This window comes from Candidatus Leptovillus gracilis, assembly GCA_016716065.1.
GTDB lineage: Bacteria > Chloroflexota > Anaerolineae > Promineifilales > Promineifilaceae > Leptovillus > Leptovillus gracilis.
In genome coordinates this window covers 352,487-370,309 of sequence record JADJXA010000003.1, presented here as the reverse complement: position 1 = coordinate 370,309, position 17,823 = coordinate 352,487, and the positions used below count along the sequence as shown (strand labels likewise).

Sequence of the window (17,823 nt, the reverse complement as noted above, 5' to 3'; positions counted from 1 at the left end):
GACTTTGCAGAAATAATTCGACGAGCGGAACAACGCGACATCGCCCATTTTGGTTACCTTGCTGAATTGCGCCAACGATATGAGCAACGCTATATCCCGGGACAGAAATTATACCTGGATACCTGTCGCCCCCAGGAACGAGCGGATTTGGTCGTTGATAACAACAAGCCGTTACAACCGCGTCTCTACGAGGGTTGGCCGCGCAGGGCCTCTACTTCGCCCGGCCGCTGGCGGATAACGTTTCCGCGCCGACTCTACCGCCCGGCTACCTCATTCGCCCGCTGCAAAGCCCCGCTGAACTGGATGCGTATGGGGCGTTGTATGATTTTACGGCCGTTAATCCCCACCACCGCCAGGAGATGTTCCACAGCGACGAATACGGCCATCTCGTCGCCGTTGCCGATACGGGGGAGTTTGTCGCCTATTGCGAATACGCCTTTTGCCGGGCGGAATGGGCGCAAAGCGGCCGCCGCCGGGGTTGGATTGAGTACCTTGGCGTGCGGCCGGAGAATCAGCGGCAAGGGTTGGGGCGCGCCATGCTTCTGGCCGGACTGCGCCAGGTGCAGGCGGCCGGCGTGGAAGTGGCGCTGCTGGGAACGATGAATTCAAACAAAACGGCCGTTAACCTGTATGAGACGACAGGCTTCACGCGCCTGACGACTCCGGAAACGCCAGCCTACCAGAAAACCTACTCCCTCCATGCTTGAAAAACCGGACATTTCCCCTGCAAAGATTGCCGCCTGTTTACAGGCCGCCTATGGCGTCACGGCCGTCCAGATCATCTTCCTGCCGTTGGGCGCAGACCAGAACACGGCCGTTTACCGTATCGAAACCAATGTTGAAACCGCCTACTTTCTGAAGCTGAGAAGCGGCGTTTTTGACGGAACAGCCGTTACCCTTCCCCAATTTCTCCACGACCAGGGAATCCGGCAAATCGTCACCCCCCTGACAACAAAAACTGGGCAGCTTTGGACAACGCTCGATGCGTTCACGGCGATTCTTTACCCGTTCGTAGACGGCTGTAACGGCCGTGAACGCAAGCTGTCGGCGGCGCAGTGGGCAGAGTTTGGCGCGGCGCTGAAAAAACTGCACATGCTGGCCGTACCACCAGCCATAAGAGCCAATCTACGGCAAGAACGTTATTCCCCCCGCTGGCGCGAGATGGTCAAGATGTTTTTAGGGCGCGTCGAGAGCGACGTCTACGACGATCCCGTCGCCCTGGATTTAGCCGCGTTTCTGCAGAGCAGACGGGCTGAGATTCTCGACCTGGTACAACGGGCGGAACAGTTGGCCGATTCATTGTCAGGCGAACTTCTGGAATTTGTGCTGTGTCACGCCGACATCCACGCCAGCAACGTCCTGGTTGACGGCCGTGACGCTCTTTACATCGTGGACTGGGACGACCCGATGCTGGCTCCCAAAGAGCGGGATTTGATGTTCATCGGCGGCGCGCAAGGATTTGTCGGCTATAATGCCCAGGAGGAAGAAACGCTGTTTTATCGCGGTTACGGCCAGGCGGCGATCAACTGGCGGACGCTGGCTTATTACCGCTGCGAACGAATCATCGAAGACATCGCCCTCTTCTGCGAGCAATTGCTCTTATCGAACGAAGGCGGTCAGGATCGGGCGCAATCTCTGCGCTACCTGGTCTCGAACTTTCTGCCCAACGGCACAATAGAGGCGGCTTATAGAGCGGACAAGCGGATTGATCTGAGTTATGGGGGCATGAAATGAATGACAAACCAGTTAAGTCTGGCCTGGCGGCCATCAATAACGCCCGCATCTATTACGAAGCAGCCGGAGAGGGGCCACCTCTCGTGATGATTCACGCAGGCGTGGCTGACAGCCGTCAATGGAACAACGAGTTCGCCCATTTCGCCGACCGGTTTCACGTTGTTCGCTACGATCTGCGCGGCTACGGCCGGAGCGAGCCGGTTGAGGGTGACTTTAGCCATCTTGGGGATTTAATCGCCTTGCTGGACTATTTGGAACTGCATGAACCTGCATTGTTCATGGGTTGTTCGATGGGCGGTGGCCTGGCTATCAACTTCGCCTTAACACGGCCGTCGCAAACAGCAGCCTTGATTTTAGTCGGCTCCGGGCCGTCTGGCCTGGAGTTGGATACGCCGACGCCGGCCAAATTTGCCACGGCCGAGCAAGCCTACCACGCAGGAGATTTTGACCTGTTGGCTGAGATAGAGACGCAAATCTGGTTTGACGGTATGGAACGAACGCCCGATCAGGTTAATCAGACCATGCGCCGGTTAGCTTACGAGATGAATCGTCAGGCGCTCTCCCACTACGCCAAAAAGCTGGGCCAGGAGCTTCTCGATACGGAGATTGTCGCCGCTGAGGAGATGAGCGCATTGCAGACGCCAACGCTCATTATTGTGGGCGCTCATGACATACCCTATATTCATGCGGCGGCCGATTACATGATGACTAAGTTGCCATCAGCCCGAAAAGCCCTGATTGCCGACGCCGCCCATTTATCCAACATGGATCAGCCAGAGGAGTTCCGCCGGATTGTAACTGAATTTCTGGCGAGTTCGGCGCTTTATGGCCGTTAATCTTGGGACCTGGTTCACAATGACAATACGGCTTTGCCCGGTTGGCTGGTTTTGGTGGCCCGCAGACACATAGCGACCTATCCTGACGTTGCTCTTGGTTTGTAGATTCGCCGAACAGGAATTGAGCTTGAAGTATAACCTATGTCTACACTTACCAACCGTTTATATGCTGGCCCGGATGATCTACAAGCCATGTTGCAGCTTTTGTTTGCCGTCAGGCCGGCCGCGCGTCTGGCAGATTATCCAGGTCCGGTTGATTTACGAGAACTTCTCGCCTTGCCTGCTGTGCAGGTCAATACGCGCCTGTGGTTAGATAGCAACGGCCGTCTCGTAGCCTTTGCCTTTGTAGACCAGTACGACAACCTGCGCTTTGAGATGGACCCACAGACCTCATACCCTGACCTGGGAAGGGAGATCGTCGGCTGGGGCGTGGCGTGTCTGCGGCGCGCGATGTCGGCAGGGGATGAAACGCGCACGCTCGACGCCAGTTGCCGTGAGGATGACGCCGGACAAATTGCTTTGCTCGAACGGCACGGCTTTGTGCGGCAAGAACTCCGCTCGCTGCGTCTGGTTCGTCGCCTCACTGAACCCATTCCACCGCCGCAACTACCGCCCGGGTTTGCCATCCGCCACGTTCAAGGCGAGCAGGAGGTTGCGGCGCTGGTCGCGCTGCATCGCGCCGCGTTTGGCACAGAGTATATGACGGCCGCAGAGCGGCTGGCGATGATGCGCGGGCTAGAGTATGAGGCGGAATTGGACCTGGTGGTCGTGGCGGCGGACGGCCGTCTGGCCGCCTACTGCCTGTGTGCGATTAGCCAGGAAGAAAATGAACGCACCGGACGGCAGGAAGGGCACACGGACCCGGCAGCGACGCATCCCGATTTTCAGCGACGAGGGCTGGCGCGGGCGCTTTTGCTCACGGGGCTGCGCCTGTTGCAAGAACGTGGGATGGATACGGCCGTGCTAGGCACAAGCAGTGATAACCCGGCGATGCTGGGCACTGCCCAATCTGTTGGGTTTCAGGTGCAGACCGCAACTTGTTGGTTTTCCCGGCCGGTGAGCGGCGTTCCTGTTACGGCAATGCGCTAAGAATGGCCTGGATATGAATGTTATGCGGTTGGTTTGTAATCGGGGTCGTGTTGGTCGAACAGGATTGGGTTGCCGTCCGGGTCGGTCAGCGTGAAATAGGCGGGACCCGTGGTGGACTCATCCGCTTCCGAGTCCAGTTTCAAGCCACGCGCTTTCAGTTGTTTTTGGATTGCCCGGGCATCTTCCGGGACAAAGGTCAGTAAATTCTTCTCAAACATGCCCTGGAATAATCCGATGACGGTCTCGCCATTTTGGAGAATCACCCAATTTTCATCCCGGTGATCATCCAGCAGGGCAAAACCAAGATTTTGGTAAAACGCCAGGGAGGCATGAATGTCTGTTACGGCCAGGCTAAGGGAAAATTTTCCAAGTTCCATTTGTATCTCCTTGTAGCCGACGATCCGCAAGCAATCGTCGAGACGACAGGCAATTCATTCTGCCGCACATTACATCGCTCTGCCATTCCTTTACAGATGGCCGGTAAATATTCTATACTGACGCAACGTCCAAGCCAACGTCTGTCTGTTTCGGTAAAGAGGGTTTTTATGGCATTTGATATCTGCCACGGGTTGGAAGAACAAAATTGGGAAAACATGGACCCCGGCGAACGCTTCGATTTCCTGCGCCAGATGATTGAACAGTCGCTCACTGACTGGCAGTATGAGCCGGTAGATGTCGTAGCCGGCGCAGCGCCCGATGGGGCTGAAATGTACTACGACAGAGATACCCGGTCGCTGGTAATTGATGTGGACAAAATCGGCGCCGACGACTATTCCGGATTTGACGGCGTTTCGTTGGGCATCCATGAGGTTCTGCACGCCCTGGATGACCAGGATTTCGGCGGCAGCTACGATTATTTTGGGGATCAGTCGCAGAGCGCCATCCACAACGAGCTGCACCAGACCGCTCTGGCCTGGACGACTGAACGTCAGGAAGAATGTTTCCGGGAAGGACAGTCCAGCGAATCAGCGCCGGACAAAACCTTGCCGCCGATTAACTGGGGAATGTAACCATGAGTTTTGCTGAACTATCCGAACAAAACGCCCAAGCCTACCAGCGTTACCAGGCGCTGCGGCGCGAGGTTCTACGTCTGCGGATTGACAACGCCCGCAATGAAGGATTGTTGGCCCTCATCGCCGCCATTGAATCCCAGGCCGCCGACGAGCGGCACGCGCATGGCGAAGCCCTGGCCGAACTGAGTGATCGTCGGGCCGCGGCTTACCGGCGCATGGCCCGTTACCGCAGCGCGCGGGCTGTTTTTGGCCGACGCGCCTCAAACAATCTGCATCATTCGGGCCTGGTGGAGGAAACGCCATGATTCCCTACGGTGTTATGCCCGCTCGCGTACGTCTGGCGTCAGATACCGATTACCCGGTTACGCTGCGCGCCCTGATCGAAAAAACGACCCGCCATTGTTTGTGTTCTCTCTTTATCGTGGACCTTCTACCGGCCAGCGATCCCGATTTGCAGGTTCACGAGGTGTTTCGCGCTTTGCAAGGCGCTTTGTGGCGGGGGGTAGATACGCGGCTGCTCATCGGCGGCAGCCGCACCAACCTGGATATCGCCGAACGGTCAATCACCGCCCGGAGTTGGGCCGAAGAACAGGGCATTCCGGTACGCTGGCTGACGGCTCAGCCGGTACGCGGCAGCCACGTCAAACTGGTCGTGGCCGATGATTATGTGTTGACCGGGTCGCACAATTGGTCGGGGGGCGCTTTTACCAACCAGACGCAGGACAGCGTTTTGGTGCAGTCGGCGGCGCTGGCGACGCGCTTTGTCCATTTCTTTGAGGGGCAGTGGCTCCGGGCAGAACAACGATGAGCTATTACAAAATCAACTGGTCGCAGTTTGTCACCGACGCCTCCCTGGCCATTCTGGCCGGGCAGGTCGGCGCGCCAATCACTCAGTCTGTGGGGGAATTACGGCCGTTCGTCGCCTCTATTTGCGCCTCTGCCGGTGGGCTGCCGGTGACTGAACAACCGCTTGATGAGGCAGCGCGCACGGCCGTTGTGCTGCGTCTGGTAAATGAAGGGCTGGCCCACGCGCTGCATACGGCCCATGAGGGGGGACGGCGTGTACCGGACAATTACGTTCAGACTGCCGGACCCGGGATGTTGGCCGAAATTGTCACCCCGGTTACGCCTCTCAACCTGAATACTGCCTCGGTCAAAGAGATGGTACACTTGCCGGGCATTGGGCCAACTTTAGCCGCCCGAATTGTCGGCGAGCGACTGGCGCGGGGGCTATACAGCTCGTTGGACGACCTGGACCGGCGCGTTAAGGGTGTGGGACCAACGGCCGTTGGCAGGCTCCGTTATCGCGTTCGCTTCGGTTCTCCTCTGGAGGCCACAAACACGGCCGTTCCCGACCTGGCCGGGTTGACAGCCAGGATGCCTGGCGCAACCATCTGGGAACAATTGGTTGCGGCGTTGGACGCGGTAGCCACAACCTGCGCGGCCGACCCCCATCCGGCAACGAAGGAATATCAGCCTCGCAATTTTGACCTGGCGCTGGCTGAACCGGAAAGCCTGGCCGATTGGGTCGGCGTTCTGTCCGGCCTGGATTATTTTCGGCGCCTGCCAGCCTTGCTGCAAAATGTCACCACTTCGCTTGACGTCTGTCTGTTTCACATCGCTCTGCCGGAGCCGACCCATCCAACGCGCCTGTTGCTTGAGGCGCTGGTTGCTGCCCACAACCGGGGCGTGGCTGTGCGCGTATTGCTAGATGCCGACAGGCCAGAAGACCCCTATCGTTCATCGGTGATTAACGCCCCGGCGCAGGCGTATCTGACCGCCGCCGGCATACCGGTTCAGTTTGACTCCACGGAGCGACTGCTCCACTCGAAGTATCTTGTTGCCGACGGTTCTCTGGTTATCCTGGGCAGCCATAACTGGTCGGCCGGTTCCTATTTTGTGTATGATGACCTGAGTCTGGTTATCCAGTCTGTGGAACTTGCCCAGACATTAACCGCTCGTTTTGTCTCTCTCTGGCAGGAGGCAAGCGAGAGGAACCCACCAGGTTAACGGCCGTTACGCTACTCAAATGCTCTTCCCGACAACCGCGCCAGATGCTCCGCCAGCAGATTCACCACCCCATCTTCCTGCTGTACTTTCCCCGCCACCAGCAGCAGCCGCGCCCCGCGAATGACCGACCGGTAACGGCCGTACACCCCCGGCGACACTATCACGTTCATCAGCCCATCCTGGTCTTCTAGGGTTAGAAAGTGAAAACCTTTCGCCGTCGGCGGCGACTGATGGACCACCAGCAGCCCAGCGGCGCGCACGCGACGGCCGTGTGCGCGCCGACTCAATTCCTGACTGCCCAGAATATGCTGTTCGTCCAGCCATTCCCGGTACAAAGTCATCACATGCTCGCCTGTTGACAGACCCAACACCGCCTGTTCCCCCAGCATCGCCGCCGCGCTATCCCCCAGCCGTCCTGCGCCCCGGCCACGATGAGCGCCTCTACCGCCTTGCGCCCCAGTTCCGTCCGGCGGCAGAAGTCGGCCAGGTCGGCGAAGGGCGCAGCCTCTCTTCTTACTAGAATGGCGTCCATCTGCGCCTGGCTCAAACCCTTGACGTAACCCAGTCCCAGACGGATACGGCCGGCGGCCACCGTACACTTTTCCTGACTCACCGCCACGTCCACCGACAGCACCGCTATCCCTTGCCGCCGCGCTTCGTTGACCAGAATCGCCGGCGTCCAGAAACCCATCGGCTGGTTGTTGAGCAGCGCCGTGTAGAAAGCGGCGCAGTGGTAGCGCTTAAGCCAGGCCGACTGGTAGACCAGCACGGCAAAGGCCACCGCGTGCGACTTGGCGAAGGAGTAGCTGCCGAAGCCGCGCAGTTGGTCAAAGACAAGTTCGGCCGTCGCCGGCGGCACGCCATGGGCCTGCGCTCCGCTCAGGAAGGCGGCGCGGAAGCTTTCTAGTTCGGCCGCCGCCCAGGGGATGGGGGGCGGCCATGACCTTCAAGGCCAACGTCGCCATACCCGAAGTGGGCACGCCCCCCATTTCGGTGATGCGGCCACGAGGGATGCCGCCCATGCCGAGAGCGGCGTCCAGGTCTGGGAAGCTGGTAGGGATAACTGGGGCGGCACAAAGGGGGCGTCCGAAGGGTCCCCCCGCTGGACAATCTGGCTGCCCCACCGACCTTGCAAGGTCGTGATGGTTTTTTCTAGTTTACGCTTTTTGTCGCCGGGCACGAAATCGCTTTCTCCAGAGTGCTGCGGGCAGCCGTAAGACATAGGTGGCAGAACAAACGTTCCGATTGAGGATTGTAACATGCCGCGTAGTACCGGCGTATTAGCGGCGGGGTGAAGATGGCGTGAAAGTTGGGGATTTGTGACGGCAGGTGACACAAACGGCCGTGTTGCCCCAAGTGGGCAATTTAGAGGCCCAATCCGTTACCCGTGAAGCCAGGCCAGATGAAAGGCTACCGCTGGCGAATTCAAAAATGGGGCATGAATGCTACGAAAGATCACCTTGGAGGGGGTGGGACGGTTTCTGGGGTGGTGGCAACCGGCAGCAAAAAGCGGTTGATGCCTTCTTTTGTGCTGAAATCCAGGTGGGTTGTATCATTAGCTGACTTTTTCGGAATCCCTGGGGGTTTATGAACCATCTTTGGCTACAAATTATGGGGTTGTTGCTGTTAGTTTTGGGGGTCAGCCTGGGCTATTGGCGCTGGCTGCGGCCGTATCACAATCGGCTAAATAATGCCCAACGCAGCCTGATGTTGTTGGTCATTCTAACGTTAATGGGCGGCTTTTTTGGCTCGTTTGGCTGGTGGCTGGACGTGCCCGCCAGTTTTTCCTGGGATTTACCCCCGTTAGCGGCGCGAATGCTGGCGGCGGCGGGGTGGTCGTTCGCCCTGGTTTGCTGGTTGGCGCTAGAACGGCCGTCGCTGCCCCGTTTACGCCTTGTTGTCATCATGCTCTTTGTTTACCTGGCGCCATTAGCGGCGGCCATTTTGTTGTTCCACCTCGACAGCTTTGATTGGACGGCGCCAATCACCTATGCTTTTTTTGCCCTGGTTGTGCCGATGACGGCGCTCACCACCTGGCATTTATTTCATCCGATGGGCGTCATTGAAATATCAGGTGATGGGCCGCCAACAGGCATGGTGCGCGGTTGGCTGTGGGGGGCGGCCATTCTCATGACCTTGTGGGGAGCAGCTTTGTTTGTCACTGACGGCGGACCATCAGCCTTCATTTGGGTATGGCCGGGTGATTTGCTCACCAGCCGGCTAATCGCCGTGATGCTGTGGACGCTGGCGGCCGCCGCCGGGTACAGTCTGCGCTCCACGGAGGCGATGTCAGTCGCTTTGGCAGCCATGGCCGCTTATGGCGTGGGCGTAGTGGCGGCCAATGTGTGGCATTTCCCGGCCGTTAAGCCCTTTTATGTTTTCTTTTTTGCCGTGCTGGCGCTGGGTTCCCTCGCCACTCTTTACCAAACCAGGTCCAGGTGACTTCGCCCTCATCCGCTGGCAAGCTTTCTACAATTAGGCGCACGGCCGTTGACACAAACGGCCGTCACGTCAAACGGATAGGACCAGGAAACGACCCGGTGACACAGACGAAGTGACTCAAACCCGCGTCGGCAGCGGATGACGCCAGCGCACAACTTCAAACTTCATCTTCTTGTCCGGGCTAAGCGTGGGCACGGGGTCAAATCCTAACTCATAGTTGGCCGGGCTGAGCCTTAACTCGGCAAAGTGAAACAGGGTAGCGACGGTAAGCGCCATCTGCATTTCGGCCAGGCCCTGTCCCAGACAGGTGTGCGGACCCAGGCCGAATGGGGCATAGACGCCGGGTTGACGATGTTCTTTTCGTTCCGGTGTATAGCGCTCAATGTCGAACACCTCCGGGTTGGGGAAGTAGGTCGCCAAATGGTGGGGCACTGTCGTGGCGATGATGACGTCGGTGTTGGCGGGAATGGTATATCCGGCAAAAGTGATGTCTTGCGTCGTGGTGCGCGTTAAGGCTGGGGCAATGGACCACAGACGCATCGCTTCCATGGCTACCCGGTGAGTGGCATCCATGTGGCGCAGACCGGCCGCTGTGGGGCCATCGGCGCCAAAAAGTTCGTCGGCTTCAACTGTCACCTGAGCAGCCAGATCAGGATATTTAAGCAGGGCGTAGAGGATGAAGGCGGTGGTGCTGGCAACGGTGTCCAGTCCGGCGATAAAGGGACCTAAAACGGCCGTCATCATGTCCTGTTTGGGCAAAAAGTCGGGGTCCTCCTGGTGCAGGGCGACTATTGCGTCAATCAGGTCGGGTTCGGCTCCCTGGCGCAGTTCCGGCGCATGCGCGGCCACCACCTCATGCCCGATTTGCATGAACGGAGACTTGGCCTTTGCGAAAAGCAGGCGTCCGGCGCAAGATGGCGGGGCGCTGTTTGGTGACGCGGGTGGCAAGGATGGTGCGTACGGCCGTGATGATCTCGTCCAGGTCATCTTTGGCGGAATAGTTGGCGGCAATAACACTGAGCTGCTCGGTGACAATACGTTGAAGTGAATACAGGGCAGGCATTGGCTGATTCTGCGTTAGGTACTCATCTCCCGCGTGGTAATGGCAATTGGGCCGTGGGTAAGTTATCAAACAACATCGAACGGGCGTATCGGGGCGCTGCACTTTGCGGAAACGGGTGTGGTCGTCGCCATCCATGCTGATGAGTGACCGATTCGCGCCAAATTCCGCATCCTGTTCCTGCCAAATCTTTGGACCGGAACAACGTTTCCCTTCCTGGGCATAAAACAGATTGGCTTCCACTCCCGCCAGCACCACCATTTCTCGATTTAAGGCGCGCCGCGAAAAGTGAGTCCCAATTGACGGTATTGCTCCGTCAGGGAAACGGGCCACATTTTGCGCCAGCGGCAGCGCTACCCAAAACAGGCAACCCTGGGGCCAACGGTATTTTATTGACGGTTTGTGGGGCGGTTATTGTCATAGGCTCTTACTTTCGCTCCTTGTTTGTGTGTATGATGGCTCAAGCCTATCGTATCACAAATCAGGCAGAAGGATATGAGAAAGGAGAGAAAGTTGGGAGCTTGTGACGGCAGCGCCGCCAAATGAGGGCGCAGCATCCCACCAAAGCAAAACCGCCCCGTCGAAACGGAGCGGTTTTGTTTTGTCGCCAGACCGGGGATGGTGGCCTGGAGACAGGCGGGCGGGCAATACGTATACGAGAAAGGAGGGTGTATTAACCCTAAGTCCAGCAGAGCGTTCCAGTCGCGTTTCTCTCGTGCCAGTTTTGGGGGGGAGGAATTTCTCTCTCGTATATAACCCCACTGAACCTGCCCATAGTCTACAAAAAAAGCGGTGATTTGTCTATAAACGAACGGTGACTTTGGTCAGGGGGATGGTGCGTCACCATCCAGGAGTCTCATCAGCGGTTCCTGCCCCGGGCGAGCTGGAAATGGCGTTTGCCCAAAGTGGATAATGGCGGAAAATAGGGGCCATGTCCATACCACCACCTGACATTCCCACGGCCGCGGCCGACATCGCCGCCCAACTCCAGGAAACCCACCCCCCGGCCATCCTGCAAATCCGGCGCATCATCGAACAAATCGGGCTGGAGGCCGCCTACGCCTGCCTGCAAAAGGCGCTCGAAGTCGAAGCCGCGGGGGGAATGCTTACCGCCAACAACAAACAGCGCCGTACGCCCGGCGGGACCTACTTCTATATCGTGCGCGGCCAACTGACGCCGGAACAGCGGCAAATTCTCTGGCCGCCGCCCCAATGGCCGTCGCGCACCAAGCCGTCGCAATCCGCCAAAGTCCCTTCTCCGCCGCCGTCGCGACAGTCTGGTCGCCAACCCAAGCCCCCTCCCCGCACCCGACATTGCCCTGGGATGCGCGTGAAACCCTGGCCGTCCCGGCCCTGGCAGAAAAAGGAGTCGCCACAACCGTGAAAATCACTCTCGTTGGCCGTCCTGGTAAAGTCATCGAACGTCCTGATGCTGTTATTGTCACCCTGACCGGCCGCAAACCGCCGGCCCTGCCAAAAGGCTTGCCCATCTTGCCCGAAGACGCCGTCACCGTCTTTCTGGTCTACATCGCCAGTAAGCAGTGGCAAAAGGTGTCCGTGGCCATGCAAAATCCTGAAGACAAATTGGTCATCGAGGGCTACCCCTTCATGGACGCCAAACTGAAGGTCATCGGCGTGCTGACGCAAAGCGTGACGACTGTCCTGACGCAGCGCGCCCTGCGCACCAACAGCTAACTCCCCGATTCCCTGTTCCCGCCTTCCCCCGCCTTTGCCCGCTTCCGCCCCTTGCAGCCCCTGCGGGCAAAGCTGCTGACTGCGACCGCCCAAACCTTCGTGTAACCACTAAGGCAGACCACCCCCAAATGCAACCCCCAAAGAGAACATTAAGAATTTCGTCCTGGTGGGTACGTGGCTGTCGTTGGGCGTGGTGATTGGGCTGTACTTCCTTTACTACATCCTGGGCATCACGCCCCATCTGTGGGCGCAAGGCATCTGGTTTTCGGAAAACGACATTCTCCACCTGGGCCTGATCGCCTGGATGGTCTATATCGGCCGGGTTGTCTTGCCCCAAGTGCAGGATGTAGCAGATAATTGACACGATACTGCGCCCAGGGGTGATAAAACGGTTTGGACAAGGGCTGGCGCTATTGCTGGCCGCGCCTCATTCGGCGTTGCCACCGGCGCGGCAGCAGCCGTTCGACGGCAAAGGAAGGCAGGCAGATGAATGACAAGAAAGCCATGAACTTTGGCGTAGCGCTCCCCTACACCTCCGCCCGCGCCATCGCCACCCTTTGCCAGTCAGCTGAAAAGACCGGCTGGGATGGCTGCTTCACCGGCGATGCCATCTGGTGCGAAGACCCCCTGATTGGCCTGGCCGCCGCCGCCATGCTCACCGACCGGATTCGCCTGGGAACGATGGTGACGCCTGTCCCCCTGCGCAAGCCGTGGAAACTGGCGAGTGAATCGGTGGCCCTGGACCATTTATGCAACGGCCGTCTCACGCTCGGTCTGGCAACGGGTGCAGCCTGGATGGGCTGGCACGCCTTCCCCGACGAAGTGACCGATGCCCGACAACGGGCCGAAATGCTGGCTGAGACGATTGACATTCTGACGCTGCTGTACGCGAGACGGCCGTTTGACTACGACGGCCGTCATTATCAGGTGCGGCTGACACAGCTAGACGAGCAGTATTATCCGCCTAAGCCGCAGCAGCAGCCGCGCATCCCGTTGTGGTGCGTTGGCATCTGGCCGCGGATGAAGTCCATGCAGCGGGCGCTGACATGCGACGGCCTGATCGTCGAAAAGCAGCGCCTTCACGGCCAGGAGCAGCCCATCACCCCGGCCGCCATCCGCGCCATCCGCGCCTTTGTCCAGGACAACCGCCCGGTGGCCACGCCGTTTGACATCGTCGTTGTCGGCAAGACGGCCGGGTGGCCGCCGGCGCAGATAGAAGATACCCTGTCGGCCCTGGCGGAAGCGGGGGCGACCTGGTGGGTTGAAGGGTTGTGGGATGAATCGGTCGAGCGGGTCAGGCAGCAGATTGAAAATGGGCCGCCTGGCGGACGCGAATCTTACTCTGTCGGCCAGCAAGCCGCCCGCTGAAAAGGAACAAACACCATGCCTGACACGATTTTCCAATTCAAAGTCACCCTCAAAGAAATCCAGCCCCCCATCTGGCGTCGCTTCCAGGTGCGCCGCGACATCACCTTCCGCGACCTGCACAACACCTTGCAGGTCGTCATGGGCTGGTGGGACTATCACCTGCACCTGTTCCAATACGGCGGACTGCTCCTTACCGATTACAACACGTTGGCCGAATGGGGCGAAGAAGGTCTCCGAGACGACACCATGCCGCTCAACACGCTGCTCAGGCGGGAAGGGATATCGTTCACCTACGAATATGACTTTGGCGACAGTTGGGTGCATGACCTGGTGTTGGAGGCGATGCTGCCAGAGGTGGAAACGGCCGTTTACCCCCGCATTCTGGCCGGAGAACGCGCCTGTCCGCCCGAAGATTGTGGCGGCGTTTGGGGCTACGAACAGTTCCTCGAAGCCATCCGCGACCCGAACCATGAAGAGCATGAAAGCTACCGGGAATGGGTTGGCGGCTCGTTCGACCCCGAAGCCTTTGACCTGGCTAACGTTACGCGGCAGTTCCGTGAGGGCGTTTATTGGCAAGGTGAACTGGTGGCCCCGCCCTTAACCTCCACCCAGACCTTCACCGCCCAGGCGCGCTGGTTCTGGAACAGCATCCCCGAAGAGGCAAGGACCCGGATGATTGGGGCTGTCTGGTGCAGTCACTGCGGCCAAAAAACGACCATCATCAATTTCAAGGGCAACATCCAGCAGGGAGATCTAATCCTGCGCGGCAAGTGTCTGCGCTGCGGTGGCGTTGTTGTCCAACGGCTGGAAGGCGGCTAGTTGTTGTCGCCGCTGGAACCGGATGCCCCCAAACACCCGCCGCCGCAACCCCCACGTATCCCCATACCGCACGTGGTTAATCCCCCCCTGCACGCTGGCGTCTAAATCGGCAAATGAAATCTCGCCGCTGGGTAGGCATCTTTGATGCAGGCTATAGTGATGATTAATCCGCTGACAGCGGGGAAGGTTTGGGAAGGAGCACGGCCGTATCTCACTAATGACCATCCCTCCTCACAATAACCGGTTGCCACCTTCTACGGCTCGTGTTATCATGCAAACATATGTTCTATTAGCAGGGCGTCAAAATTAGGACTCCAAGCACATGGGATGCCGCCAGCCACGTCAGGCCATCCGTTTGCGATAAGCCCCGAAACGGACGATATTGCTGCCACCATGAACGAGCTGCGAGCCTATGAAAAGGAGAAAAAGATGAAAAGAGCAGCCATAGCGGAGGCGCGTGTCTTTGACAGTTGGCAAGATTATCAAGATGCTCTCAAGCGGGCCATCGCCCCACTCACCGACGAACAGCTGCAGCAGCGGCCCTTGCCCGGCCTGCGTACCCCCGGCGAAATTGCCGAACATATTGTCTTTGGCCGTGCCCTGCATTTGCACCACATGCTGGGTGAGACGGCGGCAGAATTAACCCCGCTGCACCGCTGGGACGATGAGGATGATTTGCCCCGAACGGCCGTTGAAATTGTGCAAGGGCTGGACCTGACCTGGCGTTACATCACCAACTGCCTGATGGGCGGCTCAGCCACTGACAGTCTGATTGAAGAAGAGGTACAAATCGTGCAAGCCGTCTGGGGACTGCTCGACCACGACCTGCCCCATGCGGGAGAGCTGTCGCTGCTGTTGGGCGCGTCGGGCCTGCCGGGGGTGGAGATTTAGCCCTAACCAAACGGAGGAAACACAGTGACCAAACATCGAATCTTTACAATGCCTTTTGCGGGCGTTTACCCATTGTACATGCAAAAAGCGGAGCGTAAAAATCGGACAAAAGAGGAAGTTGACCAGATTATTTACTGGTTGACGGGCTACGATGAGGCAGGCTTACAGGAGCAAATCGAACAGGAAAACGATTTTGAAACCTTTTTTGGTCAGGCTCCTATCATGCATCCCAATCGTTCGCTGATCAAGGGCGTGGTGTGTGGCGTGCGCGTGGAAGAAATTGAAGACCCGCTGATGCAAAAAATTCGCTATTTGGACAAGCTGGTTGATGAACTGGCCAAAGGCAAGGTGATGGAAAAGATTTTGCGGTAGTAATGCTTTATTTTGGAGGAACTGTGACGAATAACTGTATGCGGGTGACCTTAGAAATTGGACCCAACGGCAAGAAGGTGGTGGCCGTAGCGCCAGATTGGCCTGGCCTTGAGCGCGGGGCAAAGACCGAGGCAGCGGCCATCGAAAGGCTGCAAGCGTATATGCCGCGCTATTTACAGGTGGCAAAGCTGGCTGGCCTGAACGTGGCGTTCGATATCGCCCAGGACATTGACGTAGTCGAGCAATATCCAGGAACGGGATCCACTGACTTCTGGGGTATCTCATTTGCGTTTTCGAGCTTCGACGAGCAAGACATATCAGCTGACGAACTGGAGCGTGAGCTGAAACTAATGCAGGCGTGTTGGGCGTTTTTTGACACTGTGCGCGGGCGAGTAACGGCTGAGATGCAGAAGGGCCCCCGAGGTGGCGGGCGAGATCGGGATCGCATCGTCCACCATACGTTTGCCGCAGAGAAGGATTGGGCCAGCGGGGTTGGGGTACTCACTCCTGATGGCGCGATGCTAACTGACGCGGGACTGAAAGCGCATCGCGAGGCCTACTGCCAGGCCATACGTGACTATCATTCACAGGGTAAGCTGGCTGGCAGCCGGGCGAAATGGCCGCTGCGGTTCCTGATTCGGCACACGGCCTTTCATACCCTGGACCACGCCTGGGAAATGGAAGACAAGGATCTGACGGCCAAAGAAGCGTGAAGCCAGGTAGGCTGCCAAGATCGCCAAGGAGAATCACCATGAAATTACTCCTCACCTCCGGGGGCATCAAAAACGCCAGCATCCACAACGCCTTGCGGTAGTGGTTAAGTTACGACTGATAGATGTAGAATAGTGGGTATGATTCACGAAACCATAACATATGAATGTACGCGTTGCGGTAGCCTTGACATTGTCAGAATGGTCAGACGAAGCAGGGTAAGCAGAAATTTCACTGTCGTGTCTGTGGTGCTTATGGCACCTTGAACCCAGAGGTCAAATATCCACCGAACGACGAGAAGAGATTATGCGGGCCTATCATGAACGATCCAGCTTGCGGGGCTTGGAACGCACCTTTGGTGTCTGCCGCCAAACGGTCGCCCAATGGCTTAAAAAAAGCCGAGCAACTGCCTCCTTTAACTGAATCACTGGTTGAGAGTCAAGCTGATGATGTCTTGGAACTGGATGAATTATGGTCATTTTTCGGCCAGAAAGAGAATAAGCGCTGGATTTGGATTGCCCTCTGTCGGCGTACCCGTCAGGTCGTTTCTTTTTCATTGGCGACCGTGGTGAAGAAAGCTGCTGGCGGCTTTGGCAATGGATTCCCCCGGCCTATCGTCATTGCCACACCTTTAGCGACTTCTGGGAGACCTATCAGCAGGTCTTTGGTCTGTTAGGCCAGGACCACCAATCAGTGGGCAAAGAAACGGGTTGAAACTGCCCATGTGGAGAGGTGGAACAAGACCTTACGGCAGCGACTGGCCCGTTTTGTTCGCAAGACCTTGTCCTTTTCTAAGTCGGACGAGTATCACGAAATTGCTCTCAGGCTATTTATTCATGAGTATAATTCAGCGGTTATCAGTTAACAGTTAACCACTACCAAATAGAGATTGGCATTATGCGTCATCAATGTTTGCGCCTTCGTCTACCCGATGAATGGACATTACAAGCTGAGCTAATGTCATGGGAAGCAAAAGTAATGCTGCTTGCCGCAAAATTCATTGGATTCACTGTTGAAGATGCGCGTCGCGTTTTAAAGAGTACTACCCCTCAAAATTAGAAAGTTGAGGTACTAGCTCAATTGAGTTACCGTCAGGACCAGAAACCAGACCAACGCAGTGGCTTGACCGTTCAGTACTTCAATCGTCGTCATGTAGAGTAAAAGCAATGCAAGAAGAAGCACACGTCAATAATAGAAATGCGTTCCGTGGAGTAATGTATGGTTACGCAAATAAATGAGGTCAGCTCTGAATAGAGGTTATAAAGCAGATAAGGTTTCAAACAATGATAGAAATCATGATCATCTCGTTAATGCTTTGGTTCGGTGGGTTGTTGGGACAAAAATCGTCTAAAGAAGATTATAGAATTATAACAAAAAGCAAAGTTGCTCTTTTTTTGGGGGTTAAACCAGGTTCTCAACCTATCTTTGTCAGACCTGCAATTCCTCAAATAGTGGCTATCTTAATGATACTGATTGGGACAATCACATCATTGTTGTTTCCCGATTTCCTTTTCTGTTAAAGCTGTTGTGTTTAGATTTATGCTAGTTAGTCTTGGGATAGCAGTATTGCTTATTGGTTTGGCTGATCTTTGGTTTAGTAGGCGATGAGCCTTGTTTGCTGGAGCATCCAGCGGTCTACAAGAGTCGGCGCGGGACAACGACTTTGCCTACGATGCCGCCGGAATCCGGGTGAAGAGCGTCAAGTCAGGCGGCAAGACCAGCTACTTCCTCCCCGGCTACGAGGAGAGGGTCAACGGCAGCACGACCACCCCGGCGCATCACC

The 17,823-nt window shown here is 57.1% G+C and carries 23 protein-coding genes and 1 pseudogene; 18 read left to right on the top strand and 6 right to left on the bottom strand.

The annotated features are described in order from the left end of the window. The first annotated feature begins 194 nt into the window (after positions 1 to 194). The 4 genes from IPM39_10545 to IPM39_10530 all read left to right on the top strand — a co-directional run bounded on the left by IPM39_10545 (position 195) and on the right by IPM39_10530 (position 3,659). A complete protein-coding gene (locus IPM39_10545) occupies positions 195 to 707 on the top strand; it encodes a GNAT family N-acetyltransferase (GenBank protein ID MBK8986504.1) in 513 nt (170 codons plus the stop codon). Further along, a complete protein-coding gene (locus tag IPM39_10540) occupies positions 700 to 1,734 on the top strand; it encodes a phosphotransferase (protein ID MBK8986503.1) in 1,035 nt (344 codons plus the stop codon). The genes IPM39_10545 and IPM39_10540 overlap by 8 nt, the downstream gene beginning before the upstream one ends. Next, entirely contained in the window at positions 1,731 to 2,570 is an 840-nt protein-coding gene (locus IPM39_10535; GenBank protein ID MBK8986502.1) for an alpha/beta fold hydrolase, read from the top strand. The genes IPM39_10540 and IPM39_10535 overlap by 4 nt, the downstream gene beginning before the upstream one ends. A 141-nt stretch (positions 2,571 to 2,711) precedes the next feature. After that, positions 2,712 to 3,659: a GNAT family N-acetyltransferase gene (locus tag IPM39_10530; GenBank protein ID MBK8986501.1), complete on the top strand. Its 948-nt coding sequence runs from the start codon at positions 2,712 to 2,714 to the stop codon at positions 3,657 to 3,659. Positions 3,660 to 3,679: 20 nt separating this feature from the next. Here IPM39_10530 and IPM39_10525 read toward each other — a convergent pair whose 3' ends face one another. Then, on the bottom strand, positions 3,680 to 4,036 hold the full coding sequence (locus IPM39_10525) for a VOC family protein (protein ID MBK8986500.1): 357 nt from the start codon (positions 4,034 to 4,036) through the stop codon (positions 3,680 to 3,682). 168 nt (positions 4,037 to 4,204) lie between these two features. Between IPM39_10525 and IPM39_10520 the strand changes: the two genes are divergently transcribed. Genes IPM39_10520 through IPM39_10505 form a run of 4 tightly spaced genes read left to right on the top strand, consistent with a single transcriptional unit; the run spans position 4,205 to position 6,682 of the window. Continuing rightward, positions 4,205 to 4,669 carry a hypothetical protein gene (locus IPM39_10520; GenBank protein ID MBK8986499.1) on the top strand — a complete coding sequence of 155 codons (465 nt, stop codon included), beginning with the start codon at positions 4,205 to 4,207 and terminating at the stop codon, positions 4,667 to 4,669. A gap of 2 nt (positions 4,670 to 4,671) precedes the next feature. Next, the gene (locus tag IPM39_10515; GenBank protein MBK8986498.1) at positions 4,672 to 4,977 is read left to right on the top strand and encodes a hypothetical protein; all 306 of its coding nucleotides are present in this window, start codon (positions 4,672 to 4,674) and stop codon (positions 4,975 to 4,977) included. Beyond that, on the top strand, positions 4,974 to 5,480 hold the full coding sequence (locus IPM39_10510) for a hypothetical protein (GenBank protein ID MBK8986497.1): 507 nt from the start codon (positions 4,974 to 4,976) through the stop codon (positions 5,478 to 5,480). Before IPM39_10515 ends, IPM39_10510 begins: the two co-directional genes overlap by 4 nt. Then, complete coding sequence (locus IPM39_10505; protein MBK8986496.1) at positions 5,477 to 6,682, top strand: helix-hairpin-helix domain-containing protein; 1,206 nt, start codon at positions 5,477 to 5,479, stop codon at positions 6,680 to 6,682. The genes IPM39_10510 and IPM39_10505 overlap by 4 nt, the downstream gene beginning before the upstream one ends. Before the next feature lie 11 nt (positions 6,683 to 6,693). On the opposite strand, the gene IPM39_10500 is transcribed toward IPM39_10505, so the two are convergent. From IPM39_10500 to IPM39_10490, 3 genes are read right to left on the bottom strand one after another with little or no spacing between them, the layout of a single operon-like run. Then, entirely contained in the window at positions 6,694 to 7,023 is a 330-nt protein-coding gene (locus tag IPM39_10500) for a hypothetical protein (protein ID MBK8986495.1), read from the bottom strand. Next, entirely contained in the window at positions 7,023 to 7,541 is a 519-nt protein-coding gene (locus IPM39_10495; protein MBK8986494.1) for a hypothetical protein, read from the bottom strand. The genes IPM39_10500 and IPM39_10495 overlap by 1 nt, the downstream gene beginning before the upstream one ends. Further along, complete coding sequence (locus IPM39_10490; GenBank protein ID MBK8986493.1) at positions 7,510 to 7,704, bottom strand: hypothetical protein; 195 nt, start codon at positions 7,702 to 7,704, stop codon at positions 7,510 to 7,512. Before IPM39_10490 ends, IPM39_10495 begins: the two co-directional genes overlap by 32 nt. Positions 7,705 to 8,269: 565 nt before the next feature. Between IPM39_10490 and IPM39_10485 the strand changes: the two genes are divergently transcribed. Then, the gene (locus IPM39_10485; protein ID MBK8986492.1) at positions 8,270 to 9,124 is read left to right on the top strand and encodes a hypothetical protein; all 855 of its coding nucleotides are present in this window, start codon (positions 8,270 to 8,272) and stop codon (positions 9,122 to 9,124) included. 117 nt (positions 9,125 to 9,241) lie between these two features. Here the strand turns inward: IPM39_10485 and IPM39_10480 are convergent, their stop codons facing one another. Next, positions 9,242 to 9,994 (bottom strand): cytochrome P450, encoded by a 753-nt coding sequence (locus IPM39_10480; protein MBK8986491.1) that lies wholly within the window; start codon positions 9,992 to 9,994, stop codon positions 9,242 to 9,244. Beyond that, positions 9,978 to 10,439 (bottom strand): hypothetical protein, encoded by a 462-nt coding sequence (locus IPM39_10475; GenBank protein ID MBK8986490.1) that lies wholly within the window; start codon positions 10,437 to 10,439, stop codon positions 9,978 to 9,980. Before IPM39_10475 ends, IPM39_10480 begins: the two co-directional genes overlap by 17 nt. Positions 10,440 to 11,115: 676 nt before the next feature. On the opposite strand from IPM39_10475, the gene IPM39_10470 reads away from it, so the two are divergent. The 9 genes and pseudogenes from IPM39_10470 (at position 11,116) to IPM39_10430 (ending at position 16,905) form a co-directional block, all read left to right on the top strand. Then, positions 11,116 to 11,568 (top strand): hypothetical protein, encoded by a 453-nt coding sequence (locus tag IPM39_10470; GenBank protein ID MBK8986489.1) that lies wholly within the window; start codon positions 11,116 to 11,118, stop codon positions 11,566 to 11,568. After that, positions 11,565 to 11,879, top strand: coding sequence for a hypothetical protein (locus IPM39_10465; GenBank protein ID MBK8986488.1), 315 nt, complete (start codon positions 11,565 to 11,567; stop codon positions 11,877 to 11,879). The genes IPM39_10470 and IPM39_10465 overlap by 4 nt, the downstream gene beginning before the upstream one ends. A gap of 166 nt (positions 11,880 to 12,045) precedes the next feature. Next, positions 12,046 to 12,240 carry a hypothetical protein gene (locus IPM39_10460; GenBank protein MBK8986487.1) on the top strand — a complete coding sequence of 65 codons (195 nt, stop codon included), beginning with the start codon at positions 12,046 to 12,048 and terminating at the stop codon, positions 12,238 to 12,240. 125 nt (positions 12,241 to 12,365) lie between these two features. Next, a complete protein-coding gene (locus tag IPM39_10455) occupies positions 12,366 to 13,247 on the top strand; it encodes an LLM class flavin-dependent oxidoreductase (protein MBK8986486.1) in 882 nt (293 codons plus the stop codon). Between the two features lie 15 nt (positions 13,248 to 13,262). Continuing rightward, positions 13,263 to 14,066 carry a plasmid pRiA4b ORF-3 family protein gene (locus tag IPM39_10450; protein MBK8986485.1) on the top strand — a complete coding sequence of 268 codons (804 nt, stop codon included), beginning with the start codon at positions 13,263 to 13,265 and terminating at the stop codon, positions 14,064 to 14,066. 429 nt (positions 14,067 to 14,495) lie between these two features. Then, a complete protein-coding gene (locus IPM39_10445; protein ID MBK8986484.1) occupies positions 14,496 to 14,957 on the top strand; it encodes a DinB family protein in 462 nt (153 codons plus the stop codon). Between the two features lie 24 nt (positions 14,958 to 14,981). Then, complete coding sequence (locus tag IPM39_10440) at positions 14,982 to 15,329, top strand: DUF2200 domain-containing protein (GenBank protein MBK8986483.1); 348 nt, start codon at positions 14,982 to 14,984, stop codon at positions 15,327 to 15,329. 38 nt (positions 15,330 to 15,367) lie between these two features. Further along, a complete protein-coding gene (locus tag IPM39_10435) occupies positions 15,368 to 16,042 on the top strand; it encodes a hypothetical protein (GenBank protein MBK8986482.1) in 675 nt (224 codons plus the stop codon). A gap of 138 nt (positions 16,043 to 16,180) precedes the next feature. Next, a pseudogene (locus tag IPM39_10430) lies at positions 16,181 to 16,905 on the top strand (IS1 family transposase). Positions 16,906 to 17,823: the final 918 nt, after the last annotated feature.

Excerpts from the sequence above, each read along its gene's own strand:
- IPM39_10540 (MBK8986503.1), top strand. The coding sequence starts at position 700 with ATGCTTGAAAAACCGGACATTTCCCCTGCAAAGATTGCCGCCTGTTTA.
- IPM39_10535 (MBK8986502.1), top strand. The coding sequence starts at position 1,731 with ATGAATGACAAACCAGTTAAGTCTGGCCTGGCGGCCATCAATAACGCC.
- IPM39_10530 (MBK8986501.1), top strand. The coding sequence starts at position 2,712 with ATGTCTACACTTACCAACCGTTTATATGCTGGCCCGGATGATCTACAA.
- IPM39_10525 (MBK8986500.1), bottom strand. The coding sequence starts at position 4,036 with ATGGAACTTGGAAAATTTTCCCTTAGCCTGGCCGTAACAGACATTCAT.
- IPM39_10520 (MBK8986499.1), top strand. The coding sequence starts at position 4,205 with ATGGCATTTGATATCTGCCACGGGTTGGAAGAACAAAATTGGGAAAAC.
- IPM39_10515 (MBK8986498.1), top strand. The coding sequence starts at position 4,672 with ATGAGTTTTGCTGAACTATCCGAACAAAACGCCCAAGCCTACCAGCGT.
- IPM39_10510 (MBK8986497.1), top strand. The coding sequence starts at position 4,974 with ATGATTCCCTACGGTGTTATGCCCGCTCGCGTACGTCTGGCGTCAGAT.
- IPM39_10505 (MBK8986496.1), top strand. The coding sequence starts at position 5,477 with ATGAGCTATTACAAAATCAACTGGTCGCAGTTTGTCACCGACGCCTCC.
- IPM39_10500 (MBK8986495.1), bottom strand. The coding sequence starts at position 7,023 with ATGACTTTGTACCGGGAATGGCTGGACGAACAGCATATTCTGGGCAGT.
- IPM39_10490 (MBK8986493.1), bottom strand. The coding sequence starts at position 7,704 with ATGGGCGGCATCCCTCGTGGCCGCATCACCGAAATGGGGGGCGTGCCC.
- IPM39_10485 (MBK8986492.1), top strand. The coding sequence starts at position 8,270 with ATGAACCATCTTTGGCTACAAATTATGGGGTTGTTGCTGTTAGTTTTG.
- IPM39_10480 (MBK8986491.1), bottom strand. The coding sequence starts at position 9,994 with ATGCAAATCGGGCATGAGGTGGTGGCCGCGCATGCGCCGGAACTGCGC.
- IPM39_10470 (MBK8986489.1), top strand. The coding sequence starts at position 11,116 with ATGTCCATACCACCACCTGACATTCCCACGGCCGCGGCCGACATCGCC.
- IPM39_10455 (MBK8986486.1), top strand. The coding sequence starts at position 12,366 with ATGAATGACAAGAAAGCCATGAACTTTGGCGTAGCGCTCCCCTACACC.
- IPM39_10450 (MBK8986485.1), top strand. The coding sequence starts at position 13,263 with ATGCCTGACACGATTTTCCAATTCAAAGTCACCCTCAAAGAAATCCAG.
- IPM39_10445 (MBK8986484.1), top strand. The coding sequence starts at position 14,496 with ATGAAAAGAGCAGCCATAGCGGAGGCGCGTGTCTTTGACAGTTGGCAA.
- IPM39_10435 (MBK8986482.1), top strand. The coding sequence starts at position 15,368 with ATGCGGGTGACCTTAGAAATTGGACCCAACGGCAAGAAGGTGGTGGCC.